The organism is Kitasatospora sp. NBC_01300, assembly GCF_041435235.1.
Classification (GTDB): domain Bacteria; phylum Actinomycetota; class Actinomycetes; order Streptomycetales; family Streptomycetaceae; genus Kitasatospora.
The window spans coordinates 5,263,278-5,283,413 of the sequence record NZ_CP108408.1; the positions used below are offsets into that span (position 1 = coordinate 5,263,278).

General features: G+C 74.2%; 15 protein-coding genes. 13 read left to right on the top strand and 2 right to left on the bottom strand.

Annotated features, from left to right (window positions below; genetic code table 11):
• Positions 1-29 precede the first annotated feature (29 nt).
• A complete protein-coding gene (locus OG556_RS23395) occupies positions 30-1,343 on the bottom strand; it encodes an alpha/beta fold hydrolase (protein ID WP_371519029.1) in 1,314 nt (437 codons plus the stop codon).
• Positions 1,344-2,111: 768 nt separating this feature from the next.
• Here OG556_RS23395 and OG556_RS23400 point away from each other — a divergent pair.
• From OG556_RS23400 to OG556_RS23430, 7 genes are all read left to right on the top strand, one after another.
• Positions 2,112-4,235, top strand: a complete 2,124-nt coding sequence (locus tag OG556_RS23400; protein ID WP_371522841.1) for a glycogen debranching N-terminal domain-containing protein — start codon at positions 2,112-2,114, stop codon at positions 4,233-4,235.
• 106 nt (positions 4,236-4,341) lie between these two features.
• Complete coding sequence (locus tag OG556_RS23405) at positions 4,342-5,100, top strand: NUDIX domain-containing protein (RefSeq protein ID WP_350880113.1); 759 nt, start codon at positions 4,342-4,344, stop codon at positions 5,098-5,100.
• Between the two features lie 228 nt (positions 5,101-5,328).
• Positions 5,329-6,822 (top strand): ATP-binding cassette domain-containing protein, encoded by a 1,494-nt coding sequence (locus OG556_RS23410; protein WP_371519032.1) that lies wholly within the window; start codon positions 5,329-5,331, stop codon positions 6,820-6,822.
• A 3-nt stretch (positions 6,823-6,825) separates the two neighbouring features.
• On the top strand, positions 6,826-7,749 hold the full coding sequence (locus OG556_RS23415) for a hypothetical protein (protein ID WP_371519034.1): 924 nt from the start codon (positions 6,826-6,828) through the stop codon (positions 7,747-7,749).
• Positions 7,750-7,867: 118 nt separating this feature from the next.
• Positions 7,868-8,800, top strand: coding sequence for a FadR/GntR family transcriptional regulator (locus tag OG556_RS23420; RefSeq protein WP_063349357.1), 933 nt, complete (start codon positions 7,868-7,870; stop codon positions 8,798-8,800).
• Positions 8,801-9,253: 453 nt separating this feature from the next.
• On the top strand, positions 9,254-10,891 hold the full coding sequence (locus OG556_RS23425; protein WP_371519036.1) for an RNA polymerase sigma factor: 1,638 nt from the start codon (positions 9,254-9,256) through the stop codon (positions 10,889-10,891).
• Between the two features lie 299 nt (positions 10,892-11,190).
• Positions 11,191-11,994 (top strand): trypsin-like serine protease, encoded by an 804-nt coding sequence (locus OG556_RS23430; RefSeq protein ID WP_371522843.1) that lies wholly within the window; start codon positions 11,191-11,193, stop codon positions 11,992-11,994.
• 193 nt (positions 11,995-12,187) lie between these two features.
• Here OG556_RS23430 and OG556_RS23435 read toward each other — a convergent pair whose 3' ends face one another.
• Positions 12,188-12,421 carry a hypothetical protein gene (locus tag OG556_RS23435; RefSeq protein WP_363374291.1) on the bottom strand — a complete coding sequence of 78 codons (234 nt, stop codon included), beginning with the start codon at positions 12,419-12,421 and terminating at the stop codon, positions 12,188-12,190.
• A 537-nt stretch (positions 12,422-12,958) separates the two neighbouring features.
• Between OG556_RS23435 and OG556_RS23440 the strand changes: the two genes are divergently transcribed.
• The 6 genes from OG556_RS23440 to OG556_RS23465 all read left to right on the top strand — a co-directional run bounded on the left by OG556_RS23440 (position 12,959) and on the right by OG556_RS23465 (position 20,134).
• Positions 12,959-15,070 (top strand): type IIA DNA topoisomerase subunit B, encoded by a 2,112-nt coding sequence (locus tag OG556_RS23440; protein ID WP_371519038.1) that lies wholly within the window; start codon positions 12,959-12,961, stop codon positions 15,068-15,070.
• 163 nt (positions 15,071-15,233) lie between these two features.
• Positions 15,234-15,719 (top strand): CcdC protein domain-containing protein, encoded by a 486-nt coding sequence (locus OG556_RS23445; RefSeq protein ID WP_371519040.1) that lies wholly within the window; start codon positions 15,234-15,236, stop codon positions 15,717-15,719.
• Between the two features lie 54 nt (positions 15,720-15,773).
• Complete coding sequence (locus OG556_RS23450; RefSeq protein WP_371519042.1) at positions 15,774-16,934, top strand: sensor histidine kinase; 1,161 nt, start codon at positions 15,774-15,776, stop codon at positions 16,932-16,934.
• Between the two features lie 73 nt (positions 16,935-17,007).
• A complete protein-coding gene (locus tag OG556_RS23455) occupies positions 17,008-17,703 on the top strand; it encodes a response regulator (RefSeq protein ID WP_371519045.1) in 696 nt (231 codons plus the stop codon).
• A 125-nt stretch (positions 17,704-17,828) separates the two neighbouring features.
• Positions 17,829-18,389 (top strand): DUF485 domain-containing protein, encoded by a 561-nt coding sequence (locus tag OG556_RS23460; protein ID WP_371519047.1) that lies wholly within the window; start codon positions 17,829-17,831, stop codon positions 18,387-18,389.
• Between the two features lie 32 nt (positions 18,390-18,421).
• Positions 18,422-20,134 (top strand): cation acetate symporter, encoded by a 1,713-nt coding sequence (locus OG556_RS23465; protein ID WP_371522845.1) that lies wholly within the window; start codon positions 18,422-18,424, stop codon positions 20,132-20,134.
• The last annotated feature ends 2 nt before the right edge of the window (positions 20,135-20,136 follow it).

Consider the following 20,136-nt stretch of genomic DNA (forward strand, 5'->3'; position numbering starts at 1 on the left):
ACATCGCCGCCCGGCCCGGGCGGGCTTCGCTAGGCCTCGCCGTGCGCCAGCTTGATCAGACGGTCGAGCACCTTGCCACCGCTCGCCCGAAGGCCGTCGTGCTCCCACTCGTTGGTGATCCACGTCCGCAGACCGCGCACCGCGCGGGCGGTCGCCAGCGAGTCGGCGGTGTCCACGTACATGTCGTCGTGGTAGACCGCCGCCACGACGGGGACGGTGTTGGCGGCCAGCCGCGCCGGGTCGTACAGGTCGGGCCAGTCGGTACGGGCGGCCAGCAGGTCCGCTGTCTCCTTCAGCGGGCGCAGCGCCGGGTCAGTGTCGAACATCCAGGGGTAGATCATCTCCCCGGTGAACAGCACCGGTGCGCCGGAGTCCAGCGCCGCCCGGGCGTCGAACTGCGGGAACTCCTTGCGGACCCGCTCGGCCGACCAGGCGGTGCCGCCCTGGTCCACCGAGCGCTGGCCGTAGATCGACTCGTGCAGCACGGCGTACAGCGGGCCCTCCGCGAAGGAGAGCTTGGCCTGGACACCGGCCAGGAAGGTGTCGGACAGCTCGGGGCCGGCCGCGCCGTCCACCCAGGCCTCCTCCAGCAGGTAGTGCAGGGTGCCGAAGCCGCTGCCGCCGCCGAGCATCAGCCCGAGGGCCTGGAACGCCTCGACGGTCAGCAGGCCGCCGTCGGGCAGCGTCGCGGGGGCGGCGGCGAGGTGCGCGGCGATCCGCCGTACCGCCTCGACGTCCTGCGGGAACCTGGCGTAGTGGTCCTCGTTCTTGTGGACCACCCGCGGGTAGGCGGCGCGGTAGACGTCGTCCGCCGAACTGCCGAGGCCGGACAGACCGCCGGTGATGAAGGCCTCGGCCAGGCCCTCGGGGGCGAAGGAGAGGTAGGTGAGGGTGCAGAAGCCGCCGAAGCTCTGGCCGAGCACGCTCCAGCGCCGGTCCGCGCCGAGCAGCTGGTGGCGGATCAGCTCGGCGTCCCGCACGATCGAGTCCGCGCGGAAGTGCGCCAGGTAGTCCGCCTGCTGCTGGGCACCGCCGCGCCGGGCGAGGGTCTGCCGGGTCGCGGGCGTGGAGCGACCGGTGCCGCGCTGGTCGAGCAGGAGCACCCGGTAGTCGTCGAGGGCGCGTTCCAGCCAGGCGTCGCGGCCGAGCGGGCGGGCGGCCTTGCCGCCGGGCCCGCCTTGGAGGAAGACCAGCCAGGGCAGGTCGGCCTGCTCGCGGCCGGCGGCCACCACCTCGCGGGCGTACACCTCGATCTGCTCGCCCTGCGGGTCGGCGTGGTCGAGGGGGGCCTGGAAGACGTGGTCGGTCGTAACAATCCCGGGCAGCCGGCTGACGGTGGACATGCAACTCCTCGGTCTCTGCTGGTCACAGCGGTCAGGTCGCGGCTCACGGGGTCACCGGGTGCGGGTGCCGCGACCCCCGCACCGTATCCTGACCGCGGTCGGGCACCGGTTCGACGGCCACCGCACACTCGGCCAGGCATACGATGCCGGGCCGGGGCGGGTTGCACGGCAGGCCGCGGACCCGGGCGCAGCCGCTACCACCCGACGGCGAGACCGCGCCGCCCTGGTGGCAGCCCGGTGGCGGCCCGACCGTGACGGCTCGACGGCTGCGGCACGACCGCCCGGCGGGCCGGGCTCGACGGGCCGCACCCGTCGCCGGGCGTGACCTGGAGGCGGTGCGCGGCGTTCACCCCGGGGGCCCGGCGACCGGCTGACGGCCGTCCGGCGGCAGGTTCCGGGCGGACCGCCCGCAGAGCGGGGCGGTCACGGCGCCGGGGTGCCGGAGCGTGCGGGGCCGGCTCGGGTCACCTGGCCCGGCCGCCGCCGCCGCGGCCTACGGGCCGGCCGCCACCGGCGGTCCGGACCACCGGACCTGACGACGTACCGGGCACCGCGGCGGGCCCGACGCGAAGGCGCGGAGCGCCGGTACCGGCCTGGTACCGCGCACCGCATGGCACGGCCCGGCACCGGGTACGGCCAGACACGGCACACCCGCCGGCGGGGCACCCCGCCGGCCCGGCACCATCAGCACGCGATCGAGCGTGCTCGCGGCCCACCGGCCTGACCAGGCCACCGGACCGCCGAGGGGAGGAGAGTCCGGTGACCGCCATGAGGCCACCACAGGCCATGCCGGCCGAGAGCGTGGTCGGCGCGCCGAGACCGGTCGGCCGTCCCGACCAGGTCCAGACGGCCGGACCGGCGGGGGCGCCCGTCGGCCCGAGTCGGCTCGCGGCCCCGCCAAGGCCGCAGCCCCCCGCCGTCCACCACGCGGTGCTCTGCGTCAACGCCCCCGCGATGGCCGCCTCCGGACCGGACGGCCAACTGCGCGGCCACGGCCTGCACGGCTTCTACCGCAACGGCGTCCGGGTGCTCGCCCGGATGGAGCTGCGTCTGGGCGGCATGGAGCCGCTGCCGCTCCAGGGAGCCCTGACCAGCACCGCGCAGGCCCGCTTCCTCGGCGCCGTCCGGCTCCCCGGCGACCTCGACCCGGACCCGGCGCTCACCGTCGAGCGGCTGCGCCACGCGGACGGAGTGGAGACCGTCATCGTGCGCAACACCGGCGGCCGCCCCGCCCGGCTGCCGATGGAGATCGCCCTCGGCACCGACCTCGGCCCGGTCGCCGAGATCGCCGCCGGGCACCGCCCGGCCGACCTGCCGGGCCAGGTGCAGTCCGCCGGGCTGCGCTGGGCCGGTCCGGCGCACAGCGCGGTGGTCAGCGCCAAGCCCTCCCCGCACGCGGTGCTGGCCGGGGCCGGGGTGCTCCGGTGGGACTTGGAGGTGCAACCCGGCGCCCGCTGGTCGGTCGAGCTGCGCGCCGAACTGGAGAGCACCGCCCCCGGCCCGCGGCCGCCCGGCGGGCGGGGCACGGGCGTGCCGCTGCCCTGGGCCGAACCGGAGGTCCGCAGCGACGACGCCCGGGCCGCCCTGCTGGTCACCCGCTCCCTGGACGCCCTCGGCGGGCTGCTGTTCGCCGACCCGGACCGCCCCACCGACCTCTACCCGGCCTCCGGCGCGCCCTGGCGCTTCGGCCTCGCCCCGGCCGACGCGCTCTGGGCCGCTCGGCTGACCCTGCCGCTCGGTACCCGGCTCGCCGCCGGCACCCTCCGGGCGCTGGCCCGCCGTCAGCAGCCCGCCGCCGCCCCGGGCCGCACCGAAGGCCTGCTGCCCGGCGCCCTCCGGCACGGCGGCCCTGAGCTGCCGCCCACCTGCACCGCCACCGAGGCCACCCTGCTGTTCGTCACCGTGCTGGCCGAGGCCTGGCGCTGGGGCCTGCCCCGTGCGGAGACCGCCGACCTGCTCCCGGCCGCCGAGCGGGCCCTGGCCGCCCTCCGTGAGGGCCTGGTCGACGGCTTCGTCACCGACCTCAGCCGCCCGGCGGAGGACCGCGCCGCCCACCCGGTGGCCGCCCGGGCCGAGGTCCAGGCGCAGGCCCACCGCGCCGCCCTGCACGGCGCCGAACTGCTGGAGGCCTTCGGCCGCCCCGGCGCCGAGGCGTGGCGGGGCTGGGCCGCCGAACTCCGCGGGCGCTTCCGCGAGCGGTTCTGGATCGACGACCTCTCCGGCGGCCGCCCCGCCGCCGCGCTGGCGCCGGGCGGCCAGCCGCTGCCGGCCGTCGCCTCCTGCCTGGTGCACCTGCTGGACACCGGGCTCGCCGCCGACGGCGGACGACACGAGAGCCTGCTGGACCGGGAACAGACCCGGTTGCTCGCCCAGCGCCTGGCCGCGCCGGAGCTGGACAGCGGCTGGGGCCTGCGCACGCTCAGCGCCAAGTCCCCCCGCTTCAACCCGCTGGGCCACCGCGGCGGCGCGGTGCGGGTCCACGAAACCGCGCTGGCGATCGCCGGGCTGGCCGAAGCCGGCCACGAGAACGAGGCCGGCGCCCTGCTGGAGGGCCTGCTCGCCGCGGCCGCCCACTACGAGGGGCGGCTGCCCGAGATGTACGCGGGGGAGCAGCGCATCCCCGGCTGCCCGCCGGTGCCGCACCCGGCCGCCTGCCGCCCGGCGGCGGTCTCGGCGGCCGGCGCCGCGCACGCGGTGTTCGCGCTCGCCGGGGTCCGCCCCGACGTGCCGGGCGGCCGGGTCCTCGTCCGTCCGGCCAGCACCGCCCCGCTCGGCGAGTTGGAGCTGACCGGCCTACGGGTCGCCGGCGAGCCCTTCTCGGTCCGGGTGAGCCGGATCGGCGTGGCGATGGTCGAGGAGGCCTCCGCGGAGCTGCAACTGGTCGCCCGCTGACACCCCTGCCCGGGCCCGCCCGGCTCCGGCGACACCTCAGACGGGCCGGGCGCGGTCCGTGTACGGGCCTGTGCTTATCGTCAGAGAGACGACTATGATCGTCGCCATGTCGCGCTACGATCCGTCGGCCTTCCCCCCGTTCGCTGTCACGGTTGACCTGGTGGTGCTGACGGTGCGCGACCACGCGCTCTGCGCCCTGCTGGTCAGACGCGGCGAGCCGCCGTTCCAGGGGTACTGGGCACTGCCCGGCGGCTTCGTCCGCCCGGACGAGGGCCTGGCCGAGGCCGCTTCCCGGGAGCTGGCCGAGGAGACCGGCCTGCGCGCGCACTCCGCCCCCGGCCACGAGGCGGTCGGCCCCGGCGCGGCCGGTGCCCACCTGGAGCAGCTCGCCACCTACGGTCACCCGCAGCGCGACCCCCGGATGCGGGTGGTCAGCGTCGCCTACCTGGTCCTCGCCCCCGACCTGCCGACCCCCCGGGCCGGCGGCGACGCCAGCAGCGCCCGCTGGGCCCCGGTCGGCGAACTGCTCGGCCGGAGCCCGGTCGACGGCGTCCCGCTCGCCTTCGACCACGGGCTGATCCTCGCCGACGGCGTGGAACGCGCCCGCTCCAAGATCGAGTACTCCTCCCTCGCCACCGCCTTCTGCCCCACCGAGTTCACCGTCGGCGAGCTGCGTCGGGTCTACGAAGCGGTCTGGGGCGTGGTCCTGGACCCGCGGAACTTCCACCGCAAGGTCACCGGCACCCCCGGCTTCCTGCTGCCCTCCGGTGGCACGACGACCCGTCAGGGCGGCCGCCCCGCCCAGCTGTTCACCGCGGGCGGCGCGACCGTCCTCAATCCGCCCATGCTGCGCCCGGAGTCCTGACCCGGCCCCGGCCCGCCGCCGACTCCCCCCGACCCGGGAATCGCAGGATCGGATTGTCCCCTGATCGGGTGAGGTGGGTGGCCGACGGGCCCGCGCCGCTCCCGTAATGCCCGGAATCTCCGCCACCGGCCCCTAATGTGCTGGCGCGGGGCCGTGCTGGCACGCGCCAACACACCAGGGGGCGCCCCGCGTCGGGCAGGTCGGCCGAGGGCATGGGAGCAGGCAGCGATGATCCAGATCACCGGACTGACCAAGGTCTACCGCAAGGGCGCGCCGCCCGCGGTGCTCGATCTGACCTTCGACGCCCGGCCCGGCATGGTGACCGCGCTGCTCGGCGCCGAGGGCGCGGGCAAGTCCACCGCGCTGCGGCTGATGCTCGAACTCGAACGCGGCCAGGGCATCACGCTCTTCGACGGCCGCACCTACCGCCGGCTGCGCCTCCCCGAGCGCGAGGTCGGCGTGCTGCTGCCCGGCCCCGGGCCGGGCGCGGACGCCGTGGCGGGCCACCCGGGCCGCAAGGCGCACGGCCACCTGCGGATGCTGGCCGCGGCGGTCGGCGCCCCCGCACGGCGGGCCGACGAACTGCTGGAGCAGACCCGGCTGGCCGCCGTCGCCGGGCAGCGGCTGCGCAGCTTCTCGCCCGGCATGCACCGCCGGCTGGCCCTGGCCGCGGCCCTGCTCGGCGACCCCGGCACGCTGCTGCTGGACGCGCCGACCGAGGGCCTGTCTCCGCGCAACGTCGAGTGGTTCCACTCCTTCCTGCACTCGTTCGGCGTCGCCGGCGGGACGGTCCTGGTGACCACCCGCACCCCGCAGGAGGCCGCGCAGCTCGCCGACCGGGTCATCACGCTGGACCGCGGCCGGCTGGTGGCGGACCAGCCGGTGGCGGAGTTCCGCCGGACCAGGCTCAGCCCCGAAGTGGCCGTCCGCGGGCCGCAGATGGCGCGGCTGGCCGACCTGCTGGTCAGTCAGGGCGCCGAGGTGCGGCGGGACGGCGGCGCGGGCCTCGCGGTGGCGGGCGTCGACCGTACCGAGATCGGTGAACTCGCCTATCGCCACGGCATCCTGCTGCACGAGCTGGCCGACCGGGTGGTCGAGCAGCCGGCGCCCCGGGTCGCCCTGCCGGTCGCTTCGGGCCGCTCCGGCCACCTCCGTGTCCAGCCGGGCCCCACCGCTGCCGAGCCGCGCCCCGAACCCGGCCCTGAAATCGGCCCCGAACTCGGCCCTGAGCCCGCTCAGGAACCGGCCTCCGCCGTCCCGGCCGTCACCGTCCCGCGCCACCGGGGCGCCCGCCGCCCGGAGGCCCGTCCGGCGGACGCCCACCACCGGGACGAGGCGGCGCTGCCCACCCGCGCCCTGCCGGCCGCCTCGGCCGCGACCGCCCTCTCCGCCCTCGGTGCCACCCCCCGCCAGGCCGAGCCGGCCGAGCCCACCCCGACCGTCGTCGTGGAGCGGCTGTTCCGTGACGGCCCCGGCGCCCTGGCCAGATCCGCGTCGGCCCTCGCCCCGACCCCCGACCCCGACCCCTTCCCCGTCCCCGCTGTCGGCGACGGGAGGCCCGCGCCCGACCCGGCCAGGGGCCGCCGCGAGAGCGCCGCAGACCTGCTGACCGACGACACCGTCCGGCTCGGCCGCCCGGCCGGGGCCCAGGTTCCGGCTGCGACCCCGGCCCCCGGCGGTCCCGCCGGCCCCGCCACCCCCGACGACCACCGGAGCGAGTGAACCGTGCGTGACCTGGCCTACGAGCTGCGCCGCCTGCGCGGCCTGCGTTCCACCTGGCTGCTGCTCGCCGCCGTGCTGCTGTGCGACGCCGTCACGGCCGCCGTCCTGGCGAGCCAGGCCCCGGCCGGCCGGCTGGCCGTCCCGGCCGGGGTGCGGCTGCTGACCGCCGCCGTGCCGCTGATCCCGCTGCCGTTCGCCGCGTTGGGGGCCGGCGTGCTGGGCGCGCTCTCGTACGGGCACGAGGTGCGACACCAGGGGCTGCCGGCCTCCCAGGTGTCGTACCCGCGGCGGGTGCGGCTGCTGCTGGCCAAGCTGCTGGTGGTCGGTCCCGTCGCGGGGCTGTTGGCGCTGGCGACCCTGCTCCTCGACGCGGTGGCGGTGCAGTTGGCGCTGCCGGGCGGGGTGACGGTGGCCGCCTGGGCGGAGCCCTCGGCCTTGTCGGACCAGGTGTCGCGGGCGCTGGCCGCCACCGGGCTGTCCGGCCTGGCCGACCTGCCGGGCCTGACCGCCCTGCCGGGCGTGTTCGCCCCGGTGGCGCTGGCCGCCGGCCACGGGGCGCCGGCGGCCCTGCTGGCCTTCGTCCTGCTGACCGTCGTGGCGGGCTGGACCGGGGTGCTGACGGCGTCCCTGACCCGCAGCGCCGCGGTCGGGGTGCTGCTGTTGTGCGCGCTGCCGCCGCTGCTGGAGTCCGGTGTGGCGCTGCTGCTGCGGGAGACCGGCAGGCCGTGGCCGACCCGTGCGGCCGAGCTGCTGCCGTTCCAGTCCGGCGTCGAATGGGCCTACGGCTGGGTTTACCGCGGGGGGCACGAGACGGCGGCCGGGAGTGCGGCGCTGGCGGATCCGGCTCTGCTCGCGGCGGTGGCGGCGCCCGCGGCCGTCCTGCTGCTCGCGGCGCTCCTGGTGCAGGTCCGGCGGCGCGCGCTCTGACGCCGGGCGCCGAGGGGGTGGTCGCACCGAAGAATCAAGATCGACCAGCAGTGACCGTAATGCGCGGTTCTTCCTGATAAGAAGTCAATTATCCAGTCGCGGTCGATCACCCTTTCGTGTGCTTTTCACGAGAATTCTCAAGCTGCGCCTGCCGATCGCCGACAAAGGAGCTGTGAGTACCCTTGCGCACCCCACCATGACCCCCGCCCGTTCCGCCGACGGACCCATCCACGGCCCCGGCGATCTGGACCGCTTCTCGTACGCCGACCGGCCGACTCCGCCGGCGCCCCGCTGGGAGGGCGCCGAGTCCGATCTCGCCCGGGTCGGCCGCAAGACCACCAGCAGCCGCGGCCGCGGTCTGCACGGCCAGCTGGTCCAGCAGCTCGGCCAGATGATCGTCTCCGGCGACCTGGGCGCCGACCGCCCGCTCGTGCCCGAGGAGATCGGCCAGCGGTTCGAGGTGTCCCGCACAGTCGTCCGCGAGTCGCTGCGCGTCCTGGAGGCCAAGGGCCTGGTCAGCGCCCGGCCGAACGTCGGCACCCGGGTCCGCCCGGTCGCCGACTGGAACCTGCTGGACCCGGACATCATCGAGTGGCGCGCCTTCGGCCCGCAGCGGGACGAGCAGCGCCGGGAGCTGTTCGAGCTCCGCTGGGCGATCGAGCCGCTGGCCGCCCGGCTCGCCGCCGGCCACGGCCGGGAGGACGTCCAGCAGCGGCTGGTCGAGCTGGTCGAGATCATGGGCCACGCCGCCGCCCAGGCCGACCTCTCCACCTACGCCCGGGCCGACGCCGAGCTGCACGGCCTGATCCTCCAGATGGCCGGTAACCGGATGCTGGAGCACCTGTCCGGGATCGTCGCCGGCGCACTGCAGGTGTCGGGAGGCCCGGCCATCTCCTGCGAGCGCGCCTCCGAGTCCTCGGTCAGCCTGCACGCCCGGCTGGTGGACGCGCTGGGCACCGGCGACGGCACCGCGGGGGAGGCCGCGATGCGGGCGCTGCTCACGGTCCACCCCGAGATCGAGCCGTCCGTCCCCGCCCCTCGGGAGCACTGAGCGGGCCGTTCCGGTGAGCGGGCGCCCGTCCGTCCTCCGTTCCTCCAGGGCCCTCCGGCCGCACCCGTGCGGCGCAGCCGGAGGGCTTCTGCACGTCGGCGGTCCGACCCGGACATGTGATGCCCCGTCCATGACAACAGGTTTCGGCGCGAGTACGCGATGATGGATTCCGGCCCCGTGGCCGCGGGCGCCGAGTGGTGTGACCCGCGACACGAAGGCCATGCGTAACACTTGACGAGTAGCAGCGATGTCTCCTGAGCGGGAGCAGCTCCGGAATACTTCAACATGTCACAATGCTGTGTTGGTCCGCGGCGCTGCTGCCGTCCTGCAAACCCAGTCCTCAAGCCCGAGTCGGTCGGAATCGACACCGCGCGCCCGACGCGCGATTTCCTTCCCCGCCCGCTCGGGCGGCCGGTACGGGTTCGAGTCCACTCATCGTCCGAGAGGTTGTTCGTGTCGGCCAGCACATCCCGTTCGCTTCCCCCCGAGATCGCCGAGTCCGCAGCTCTGCTGGCGCTCATCGAGCGGGGCAAGGCCCAGGGGCAGATCGCCGGTGACGACGTGCGCCAGGCGTTCGAGGCGGACCAGATCCCGGTCACCAAGTGGAAGAACGTCATGCGCAGCCTCAACCAGGTGCTGATTGAGGAGGGGGTGGATCTCATGGTCAGCGCGGCCGAACCGGCCGGCGCCAAGCGCAAGAGCGTTGCTGCCAAGAGCCCCACCAAGCGCACCGCCACCAAGGCTGTCACCACCCGGAACCCGGCCGCCCCCACGGCCCCGACCAAGCCGCCCGTGCGCATCGCGCCCGGTGCGCCCGTCGCGGCCCCGGCCGTGGCGGCCGCCACGGCGTCCGCCCCCACGGTGTCCGCCGAGATCACCTCGGAGACGACCGGGGTCGCCGCCGAGCTGAAGGCGGCCGTGGCGAAGAAGGCCGCCCCGGCCAAGAAGGCCGCGGCCAAGAAGACCGCCGCGCCGGCCAAGAAGACCGCCGCCAAGAAGACCGCCGCCAAGGCGGGCAAGGGCGACGAGGAGCTCGTCGGCGAGGAGGAGCTGCTCGAGGACGTCGCGCTGCCCGGCGACAAGGCGGGCGAGGAGGCGGAGCCCGAGGAGGAGTCGCAGGGCTTCGTGCTCTCCGACGACGACGAGGACGACGCGCCGGCCCAGCAGGTCGCCGTCGCCGGCGCCACCGCCGACCCGGTCAAGGACTACCTGAAGCAGATCGGCAAGGTCCCGCTGCTCAACGCCGAGCAGGAGGTCGAGCTCGCCAAGCGCATCGAGGCCGGTCTGTTCGCCGAGGACAAGCTCTCGGCCGCCGACAAGCTCGCCCCCAAGCTCAAGCGCGAGCTGGAGATCATCGCCGAGGACGGCCGCCGCGCCAAGAACCACCTGCTGGAGGCCAACCTCCGCCTGGTGGTCTCGCTGGCCAAGCGCTACACCGGCCGCGGCATGCTCTTCCTGGACCTGATCCAGGAGGGCAACCTCGGTCTGATCCGTGCGGTCGAGAAGTTCGACTACACCAAGGGCTACAAGTTCTCCACCTACGCCACCTGGTGGATCCGCCAGGCGATCACCCGCGCCATGGCCGACCAGGCCCGCACCATCCGCATCCCGGTGCACATGGTCGAGGTCATCAACAAGCTGGCCCGCGTCCAGCGCCAGATGCTCCAGGACCTGGGCCGCGAGCCCACCCCGGAGGAGCTGGCCAAGGAACTCGACATGACCCCCGAGAAGGTCATCGAGGTCCAGAAGTACGGCCGTGAGCCGATCTCGCTGCACACCCCGCTCGGCGAGGACGGCGACAGCGAGTTCGGTGACCTGATCGAGGACTCCGAGGCGGTCGTCCCGGCCGACGCGGTCTCCTTCACCCTGCTCCAGGAGCAGCTGCACTCGGTGCTGGACACCCTCTCCGAGCGCGAGGCCGGCGTGGTCTCGATGCGCTTCGGCCTGACGGACGGTCAGCCGAAGACGCTCGACGAGATCGGCAAGGTGTACGGGGTCACCCGTGAGCGCATCCGCCAGATCGAGTCGAAGACCATGTCGAAGCTGCGCCACCCGTCGCGTTCCCAGGTGCTGCGCGACTACCTGGACTGATCCGGCCGGTACGGCCGCGAGCGTGTGACGAAGGCCCGGAGCCCCACGGCTCCGGGCCTTCGCCGCTGTCCGGGCCCGGGCGGGTCAGCGTCCGGGTGGCCGTTGTCCCTCGTCCGGGTGGCGTGCGGCGGGAAGCGGTCGCGCCGCGTAGTCGATCACCTACGCTGTGGCGGTTGCCTGCTGCCGAGCCGACTGGAGTCACGGTGCTGCCCAACCCGGACCGAGCTGCCCTGCCGACCCCCGCCCCGCCCCCGGCGAGCCCGGCGGCCGCCCGTGCGGGCCGCCGCCGACGGGCCGCCGTGCTGGCGCTGCTGGCCGCCGTCCCCGTCCCGCTGGTCGCGCTCGGTGCGGCCGGTCCGGCCGGGGCGCAGCGCCGGGTGGTCGGCGGCACCGCCGAGACCACCGTCGACCACCCGTGGGTGGTGGCGCTGTCCAGCCGCCAGCAGTTCGGCAGCGGCCGCTCCGGCCAGTTCTGCGGGGGCGCGCTGGTCACGCCGACCAAGGTGGTGACGGCCGCGCACTGCTTCTACGACGAGTCCAGGGGTGCCAAGGTGGACCGGCCGGGCCTCAAGGCCGTCATCGGCCGGGACGACATGCGCAGCTCGGCCGGCCGCGAGGTGCCCGTCCGGTCGGTCTGGATCCACCCCGACTACTCCTTCACCGCCAACCTGAACGACGTCGCCGTGCTCACCCTCGCCGACCCCCAGGACTCCCGGCCGGTGATCGACCTGGTCGGCCAGGGCGAGACCGAGCCGTACGCGGCCGGGACCGCCGCGCGGGTCTACGGCTGGGGCGACACCACCGGGCGCGGTGACTACTCGCCCACGCTGCGCGGGGTGGATGTGCCGATCATCGCGGACCAGACCTGTGCGCAGGCCTACCCGGGCGGGCAGGACGGCAAGTTCGACGCCCGGGGCATGGTGTGCGCGGGCGAGGAGAAGGGCGGCAAGGACGCCTGCCAGGGCGACAGCGGCGGCCCGCTGGTCGTCGGCGGCCGACTGGTCGGCCTGGTCTCCTGGGGGACGGGTTGCGCCGAGGCGGCCCACCCGGGCGTCTACACCAGGGTGGCGTCCGTCGCGGACGCGGTGCGCTCGGTGCTGTGAGGGCCGCCAGGGCCGCTGCCGGTGACCAACTGGTCACGTTCTGAAGCCACATCGCTGCGGAGCGTGCCGGTCTCCGGGAACAGCAGAGCCGGGCGACCGGCCCCCGAGGGGACCTGTCGCCCGGCTCACCGGTCGCGCGGAGTGCGCGACCGGACACACAGCTCGACGCCGACTGCTGGTGTGGCGCCTTGGATCAGCGCTCTTCTTCGGCGGCCGGGGCGTTGGTGGTGCCGCTGAGACGGCCGCTCTCGTCCTGTATCTCCACGGCGATCTTCTTGAGCTCGGGCTCGAACTTCCGGCCGTGGTGGGCACAGAAGAGCAGCTCTCCGCCGCTGGCGAGTACGACGCGCAGGTAGGCCTGGGCGCCGCAGCGGTCGCAGCGGTCAGCCGCGGTGAGCGGGCTCGCAGGTGTCAGAACAGTAGTCACGTCGCCTCTTCTCTAGCTCGACGAGCTGTCGTACCAGGGTCAACATCCAACCAGGCCGAAAACGTTCCCGCTCGTGGCTTTTCTTCTCTGAGGATTCTGCTGTGTTGATGAGGACGTGCCCCGGGGGCCGGTGGTTCATGCGTACCGAATCCCAGGATCCGCCCGTCCCTCGAACGCCCGATCGGGACCGGGTTCGAGGTCCGCGTAGCATAATCCTCTGCCGGGTTGGAGCATAAGCCCCGCCCCGGGCCCCGGTAGCCTGCATAACGGCAGTTCCGGAGCCTGTGCCAGGCCCCACGATCCGCCAGGACCGGTGGTACCGGGAGGAGATGGCGCCCCGGGGTCCGGACACCGGAGCGGTCCTTGTTCGCGCAGCGCGTACAAGCTGCGCGGGAGCGGCCCGCCGTGCTGTGCACCCAGCGGAGGGGTGCGAGCACACCGGGCGACGGCTGTCGGTGCGGCGTGCTGCACTGGCGGATGGTCCGGATGCGTCCGGATGTGACCGATGAGACAGAACTTCACCGAGGAGAGTGCCGCGTGAGTGCCGAAACGACCGTGCCGTCCGCACTGCTGGCCGGCGACGACGGTTCCAACTACACCGCTCGGCACCTGCTCGTCCTGGAGGGCCTGGAGGCGGTCCGCAAGCGCCCCGGCATGTACATCGGCTCGACGGACAGCCGCGGCCTGATGCACTGCCTCTGGGAGATCATCGACAACTCCGTCGACGAGGCGCTGGGCGGTTACTGCGACCGCATCGAGGTCCTGCTGCACCCGGACTCCTCGGTCGAGGTCCGTGACAACGGGCGTGGCATCCCGGTCGACGTCGAGCCCAAGACCGGGCTGTCCGGCGTCGAGGTCGTGATGACCAAGCTGCACGCCGGCGGCAAGTTCGGCGGCGGCTCCTACGCGGCCTCCGGCGGTCTGCACGGCGTCGGGGCCTCGGTGGTCAACGCCCTCTCCGCCCGGCTGGACGTCGAGGTCGACCGCAGCGGACACACCCACGCGATCAGCTTCCGCCGCGGCACCCCCGGCATCTTCACCGAGGCCAGCCCGGACGCGCCCTTCGAGCCCGCCAACGGCCTGACCAAGGCCCGCAAGGTGCCCAAGGCCCGCACCGGCACCAGGATCCGCTACTGGGCCGACCGGCAGATCTTCCTCAAGGACGCCCGGCTCTCCCTGGAGCACCTGCACAGCCGCGCCCGGCAGACCGCCTTCCTCGTCCCCGGCCTGACCATCGTGGTGCGTGACGAGCGGCTCACCGAGAGCGAGCAGGTCGAGGAGTCGGTCTTCCGCTTCGACGGCGGCATCGCCGAGTTCTGCGAGTTCCTGGCGCCCGACAAGCCGGTCTGCGACGTGCTGCGGCTGCGCGGCGAGGGCACCTTCAAGGAGACCGTGCCCGTCCTGGACGAGCTCGGCCACATGACCCCCACCGAGGTCACCCGGCAGCTCGGCGTGGACATCGCGCTGCGCTGGGGCGCCGGTTACGACACCACCCTGCGCTCCTTCGTCAACATCATCGCCACCCCCAAGGGCGGCACCCACATGACCGGCTTCGAACGCTCGCTGGCCAAGACCGTCAACGAGGCGCTGCGCGCGGCCAAGCTGCTGCGCGTCGCCGAGGACGACATCACCAAGGACGACGCCACCGAGGGCCTCACCGCGGTGGTCACCGTCCGGCTCGCCGAGCCGCAGTTCGAGGGCCAGACCAAGGAGGTGCTCGGCACCTCGGCGGCCAACCGGATCGTCGCCGCCGTCGTCGCCAAGGAGCTCAAGGCCTTCCTCACCTCGGCCAAGAAGGACCAGAAGCTCCAGGCCCGGGCCGTGCTGGACAAGGTCGTCGCGGCCGCCCGCACCCGGGTCGCGGCCCGCCAGCACAAGGAGGCCCAGCGCCGCAAGACCGCGCTGGAGACCAGCTCCCTGCCGGCCAAGCTGGCCGACTGCCGCAGTGACGACGTCGACCGCAGCGAGCTCTTCATCGTCGAGGGCGACTCCGCGCTCGGCACCGCCAAGCTCGCCCGCAACTCCGAGTTCCAGGCGCTGCTGCCGATCCGCGGCAAGATCCTCAACGTGCAGAAGGCCTCGGTGAGCGACATGCTCAAGAACACCGAGTGCGCCGCGATCATCCAGGTGATAGGGGCCGGTTCGGGCCGCACCTTCGACATCGACCAGGCCCGCTACGGCCGGGTCATCTTCATGGCCGACGCCGACGTCGACGGCTCGCACATCCGCACCCTGCTGCTGACGCTGTTCCACCGCTACATGCGGCCGATGGTCGAGCAGGGCCGGGTCTTCGCCGCCGTGCCGCCGCTGCACCGGATCGAGCTCACCAGCCCCAAGCGCGGCCAGGAGAAGTACCACTACACCTACTCCGACGCCGAACTGCGCTCCACCCTGCTGGAGTTCCAGCGCAAGGGGCAGCGCTGGAAGGAGCCGGTGCAGCGGTACAAGGGCCTGGGCGAGATGGACGCCGACCAGCTGGCCGAGACCACCATGGACCCGCGCCACCGCACGCTGCGCCGGATCAACCTGGGCGACCTGGAGCAGGCCGAGCGGATCTTCGACCTGCTGATGGGCAACGACGTCGCCCCGCGCAAGGAGTTCATCGTGGACTCGGCGGCCACCCTGGACCGCTCCCGCATCGACGCCTGAGGCCTTCGGACCCCTCCGGCACGAGGGCCCTCCACCCACGGGTGGAGGGCCCTCGTGCTGCCGGTTCCACCTGTGGTCCACCCCGGCGCCGATCAACCGGGGGCGCCGGATCCGTAGCGTCGGAGAGGTCAGTACAAGCCTCCTGTCGGGACGGAGAAGTCCGATGACCGCCCTCGTCAACATCGTCGTGATCATCGCGGTGATGGTCCTCGTGGTCCAGCGCCAGATGCGCGCCCAGCGCCTGGACACCGAGCGCCGCTTCTGGCTGCTGCCGCTGATCCTCGGCGTGCTCGCGCTGCGCGACCCGCAGCTCATCGACCACCAGCACACCGCGCTGTCCGCCACCCTGGTCGGGTGCGGCCTGGCGGCGGTGGTCGCGATGGGCTCCGTCTGGGGCTGGACCGTGCGGCTGTGGCGGGACGGGGACGGCTCGGTCTGGGCCAAGGGCACCAAGGCCACGGTGGCCGCCTGGGTCGGCATGCTCGCCATCCGGCTCGCCCTGTACGGCATCGGCGCGGCACTGCACGTCCACCAGGCGGGCAGCGCGCTGCTGCTGGGACTGGCGGTCCTGCTGCTGACCCGCTCGTTCGTGGTGAACTGGCGGGCGCGGGCCCTGGACCTGCCGCAACAGGCCGCCGTACCGCGCTGACCGCCCTGCCGGGGCCTGCCGGGCCCGCTGTCCGAGAACGTCGAGGAGGCACCTGTGGCCGAGTGGTACTGGACCCGCTGGCCGTCCCGCGAGGGGCTGGAGCGCGAGGCCGGGAGATGGCCGCGGCGAGTCCTCTCCCTGCTCGGCCGCACCGTCCTGCTGGTCGTCGTCTGCTGGGGGACGTTCTCCGGCGGCAAGTACACGGGCTGGGCGGTGGTGGTCGTGGCGGCCGGACTGCTCGGGGTCGCCGCCCTGGCCACCGGCTACTTCCGCGCCACCCGGGAACAGCGTCTGGCGCTCTCGCTGGGCCTGGCCGCCGTCCTGCTCGGCAGCGCCTGGCTGGCCAACTGGGGGCAGGCCTACCTGCTGGCCGACTTCGTCTGGTGCGGGCTGGCCGTGGTCGGGGTGGTCCGGCTGCCGCCCGCGCCCGGCCTGCTCACCGCGGCGGCCGCGCTGGGCTCGTACACCGCCGCCAGCTGGGCGAGCTGGGTGAGCATCTTCGCCACCATCGGCGGGCTCGGCCTGCTCGGCTACCTGCTGCGGCTGGACGTCGAGGCCCGCGGCACCGCCCGCCAGCTGCTCACCCAGGAGCGCGCCGCCCGGGCCGCCGAGGCGGAGAGCGCGGCGCTCGCCGAACGGGCCAGGATCGCCCGGGAGATCCACGACGTGCTCGCGCACAGCCTCTCCGCGCAGCTCGTCCACCTGGAGGCGGCCCGGCTGATGCTGGACGCCGGCACCGACCGCGGGCAGATCCGCGAGCGGGTCGTCGCCGCCCGGCGGATGGCCCAGGACGGGCTGGTCGAGACCCGGCAGGCGCTGTCCGCGCTGCGCGGCGAGCTCACCCCGGTCGGCGAGTTCCTGGTGGAGCTGACCGGGCGGGAGCGGGCCTCGCTCACCGTCACCGGCACACCCCGACCGCTTCCGGCCGAGGCCGCCCTCGCGGTGCGGCGCACCGCGCAGGAGGCGGTGACCAACGTCCGCAAGCACGCGCCCGGCGCCCGGTGCACCGTCGAACTGCGCTACCTGGCGGAGGCGGTGGAGCTGGAGGTGCGCAACTCCCGCCCTCCGCGCGGCGAACCGTCCGGTGAGCTGGCGGCCAGCGGCAGCGGGTACGGTCTGCTGGGGATGCGCGAACGCGCGGAACTGCTCGGCGGCACCCTGCTGGCGGGCCCCGAGGACGGAGGGTGGCGCGTGCTGCTGCAGGTGCCGGCATGAGCGAGCGCGGCGAGCTCATCATCAACAGGTGCGGATCTCGCGGAGCGGCTGCCGAGCGAAGCGGGGCGGGCGCATGAGCGAGGCGGAAGTCACCAGGGTGCTGGTGGTGGACGACCAGACGGTGGTGCGCGAGGGCATCGTGATGCTGCTGGGGCTGCTGCCCGGCATCGAGGTGGTCGGCGCGGCGGCGGACGGGGAGGAGGCCGTCGCCCTGGTGGAGCGGCATCACCCGGACGTGGTGCTGATGGATCTGCGGATGCCGCGCGTCGACGGCGTCGAGGCGACCCGGCGGATCCGGGCCGCGCACCCGCAGACCGAGGTCGTGGTGCTCACCACCTACGCCGACGACGACTCGCTGTTCCCCGCCCTGCAGGCCGGGGCGCGCGGCTACCTCACCAAGGACGCCGGCGGCGAGGAGATCGCCCGGGCGATCGCGGACGTCCGCGCGGGGGCGGCCGGGCTCTCGCCGCAGATCCAACTCCGTTTGCTGGAAAGGCTTTCAGGGCCTGTGGCCGGATCCGCTCCGGGGGTCGGGAAGCCGGCCGGGCGGCCGGGGGAGCTCCCGGACGGGCTGACCGCCCGGGAGGCGGAGGTGCTGGCGCTGATCGCCGAGGGGCTCTCCAACGCCGAGATCGCCCAGCGGCTGTTCGTCAGCCAGGCCACCGTGAAGACGCATATCAACAACCTGTTCGCCAAGACCGCGGTACGGGACCGGGCGCAGGCGGTCTCGTACGCCTTTCGACATGGCATCACCGGTACGCAGCAGTAGTCGGATGAGTGTCTGTCGGATGATCGATCACCTCATCGAGTGAAGGTATCGGCAATGGTCAGAGGGGCTGTCCGGCGGCCGCCATCATGGTTGGGGTCAGAGTGCCCGCCGGTCCAGGAGCAGTTGTGCCACAGCAGCAGACGAGCAGTCCCGGACAGGGGCAGCGATTTGACTGGTGGGCCGCTCCGGCCGCCACCGCCGCCGACCGGCCGGACGTGCCAGGCCAACCGGCGGTACCGGCCCAGTCGGCCCCCACCCGCGCGGTCCAGCCGGTACCGGCCGAGCGGGCGCCCGTCCGGCCCGCCGCTGCCCCCGCCGCCCAGCCCGCCGTCGAACCGGCGGCCGCCCCCCGGGCCCTGGTGCCCGCCACCGACAGCACCGAGGTGTACCGGGCCGTCCAGCGCAGCGACGCCTTCCAGGACATCCGCCGCAGCTACCGGTCGTTCGTCTTCCCGGTCAGCGGAGCCTTCCTCGGCTGGTTCCTGATGTACGTCGCCGCGCAGGCCGCCGCCCCCGGCCTGATGCGCAGCCAGGTGGCCGGCCCGCTCAACGTGGCCTGGCTGCTCGGCCTGCTGCAGTTCGCCTCCACCTTCCTGCTCACCTGGCTCTACGCCCGCAACGCCCGGACCAAGCGCGACCGCGCCGCCCTGGGCCTGCGCTGGGACACCCAGGACCAGCTGCGATGACGACCACGATCACGACCGCGGTGACGACCACGATGACGACCGCCACCCCGCCCCCCGTCGCCCCCACCGGCGACCACCACGACCTCGCGATCGCCCTGTTCGCCGTCGTCGTCCTGGTCACCCTGGCGATCACCCTCTGGGTCGGCCGCCGGGGCAGCGCCACCGAGGACTTCTACGCCGGCGGCCGCGACTTCACCCCACTGCAGAACGGCTTCGCGCTCTCCGGCGACTACCTCTCCGCCGCCTCCTTCCTCGGCGTCGCCGGGCTGATCGCGCTGTACGGCTACGACGGCGTGCTCTACAGCATCGGCTTCCTGGTCGCCTGGCTGGTGGTGCTGATGCTGGTCGCCGAACTGGTCCGCAACGCCGGCCGGTACACCCTCGCCGACGTGCTCGCCCTGCGGCTGCGCCGCCGCAAGGTCCGGGCCGCGGCCGGTGGCGCCAGCGTCGTCGTCACCCTGCTCTACCTGGTCGCCCAGATGGTCGGCGCGGGCTCGCTGGTCGCCCTGCTGCTCGGCACCAACAGCGCCCAGGCCCGGACCTGGACCATCGTCGCCGTCGGCGGACTGATGATCGTCTACGTCACGATCGGCGGGATGCGGGCCACCACCTGGATCCAGATCGTCAAGGCCTTCCTGCTGATCGCCGGCTCGGTGCTGCTCACCGTGCTGCTGATGGTCCGTTTCCACGGCGACGTCGGCGAGCTGATGCGCCAGGCCGCCCAGCACAGCGGCGCCGGGCGGCGCTACCTCGAACCCGGTCTCAAGTACGGCGCCACCTTCACCAGCCGGCTCGACTTCTTCAGCCTGGGCCTCGCCCTGGTGCTCGGCACCGCCGGGCTGCCGCACATCCTGTCCCGCTTCTACACCGTGCCCACCGCGCGGGCCGCCCGCCGCTCCACGATGTGGGCGATCGGTCTGGTCGGCGGCTTCTACCTGATGGCCATCGCGCTCGGCCTGGGCGCGACCGCGCTGGTCGGCTCGGCGGAGGTCCGGCACGCCAACTCGGCCGGGAACACCGCCGTCCCGCTGCTCGCCCTGGTGCTCGGCGGCGGCAACGGCAGCACCGGCGGGGTGGTGCTGTTCGCGCTGATCTCGGCGATCGCCTTCGCCACCATCCTCGCCGTGGTCGCCGGGCTCACCCTGGCCTCCTCGGCGGCCTTCGCCCACGACATCTGGGCCGGTGCCTGGCGTGGTCGGCCGCGCCGGCGCCCCTTCCGGCGGCGCGCCGCCGTCCCGGCCTCCCGGCCGGGGGAGACGGGGGACGCGGCGGAGGCCGAGCCGACCGGCGAGGCCAGCGAGCGCCAGGAGGTCTGGGTGGCACGGTTCGCGGCCGTCGGGATCGGCGCGGCCGCGATCGCGATCAGCCTCTACGCCCAGCAGCTGAACGTCGCCTTCCTGGTCGGCCTGGCCTTCGCGGTGGCCGCCTCCAGCAACCTGCCGGTCCTGCTGTACAGCCTGTTCTGGTCGCGGTTCACCACCCGCGGCGCGGTCTGGTCGGTGTACGGCGGGCTGGTCCCGGCGATCGTGCTGGTCGTCTTCTCCCCGGTGGTCTCCGGCACCAAGGTGGCGCTCTTCCCCGGCGTCGACTTCCACTGGTTCCCGCTGGAGAACCCCGGCATCATCTCCATCCCGCTCGGCTTCCTGGCCGGCTGGATCGGGACGATCACCTCGCCCGAGCCGGCCGACGCGGACCGCTTCGCCGAGCTGGAGGTGCGCGCCCTCACCGGTGCGGGCGCGGCCTGAGC

Excerpts from the sequence above, each read along its gene's own strand:
- OG556_RS23395 (WP_371519029.1), bottom strand. The coding sequence starts at position 1,343 with ATGTCCACCGTCAGCCGGCTGCCCGGGATTGTTACGACCGACCACGTC.
- OG556_RS23400 (WP_371522841.1), top strand. The coding sequence starts at position 2,112 with ATGAGGCCACCACAGGCCATGCCGGCCGAGAGCGTGGTCGGCGCGCCG.
- OG556_RS23405 (WP_350880113.1), top strand. The coding sequence starts at position 4,342 with ATGTCGCGCTACGATCCGTCGGCCTTCCCCCCGTTCGCTGTCACGGTT.
- OG556_RS23410 (WP_371519032.1), top strand. The coding sequence starts at position 5,329 with ATGATCCAGATCACCGGACTGACCAAGGTCTACCGCAAGGGCGCGCCG.
- OG556_RS23445 (WP_371519040.1), top strand. The coding sequence starts at position 15,234 with ATGACCGCCCTCGTCAACATCGTCGTGATCATCGCGGTGATGGTCCTC.
- OG556_RS23455 (WP_371519045.1), top strand. The coding sequence starts at position 17,008 with ATGAGCGAGGCGGAAGTCACCAGGGTGCTGGTGGTGGACGACCAGACG.
- OG556_RS23465 (WP_371522845.1), top strand. The coding sequence starts at position 18,422 with ATGACGACCGCCACCCCGCCCCCCGTCGCCCCCACCGGCGACCACCAC.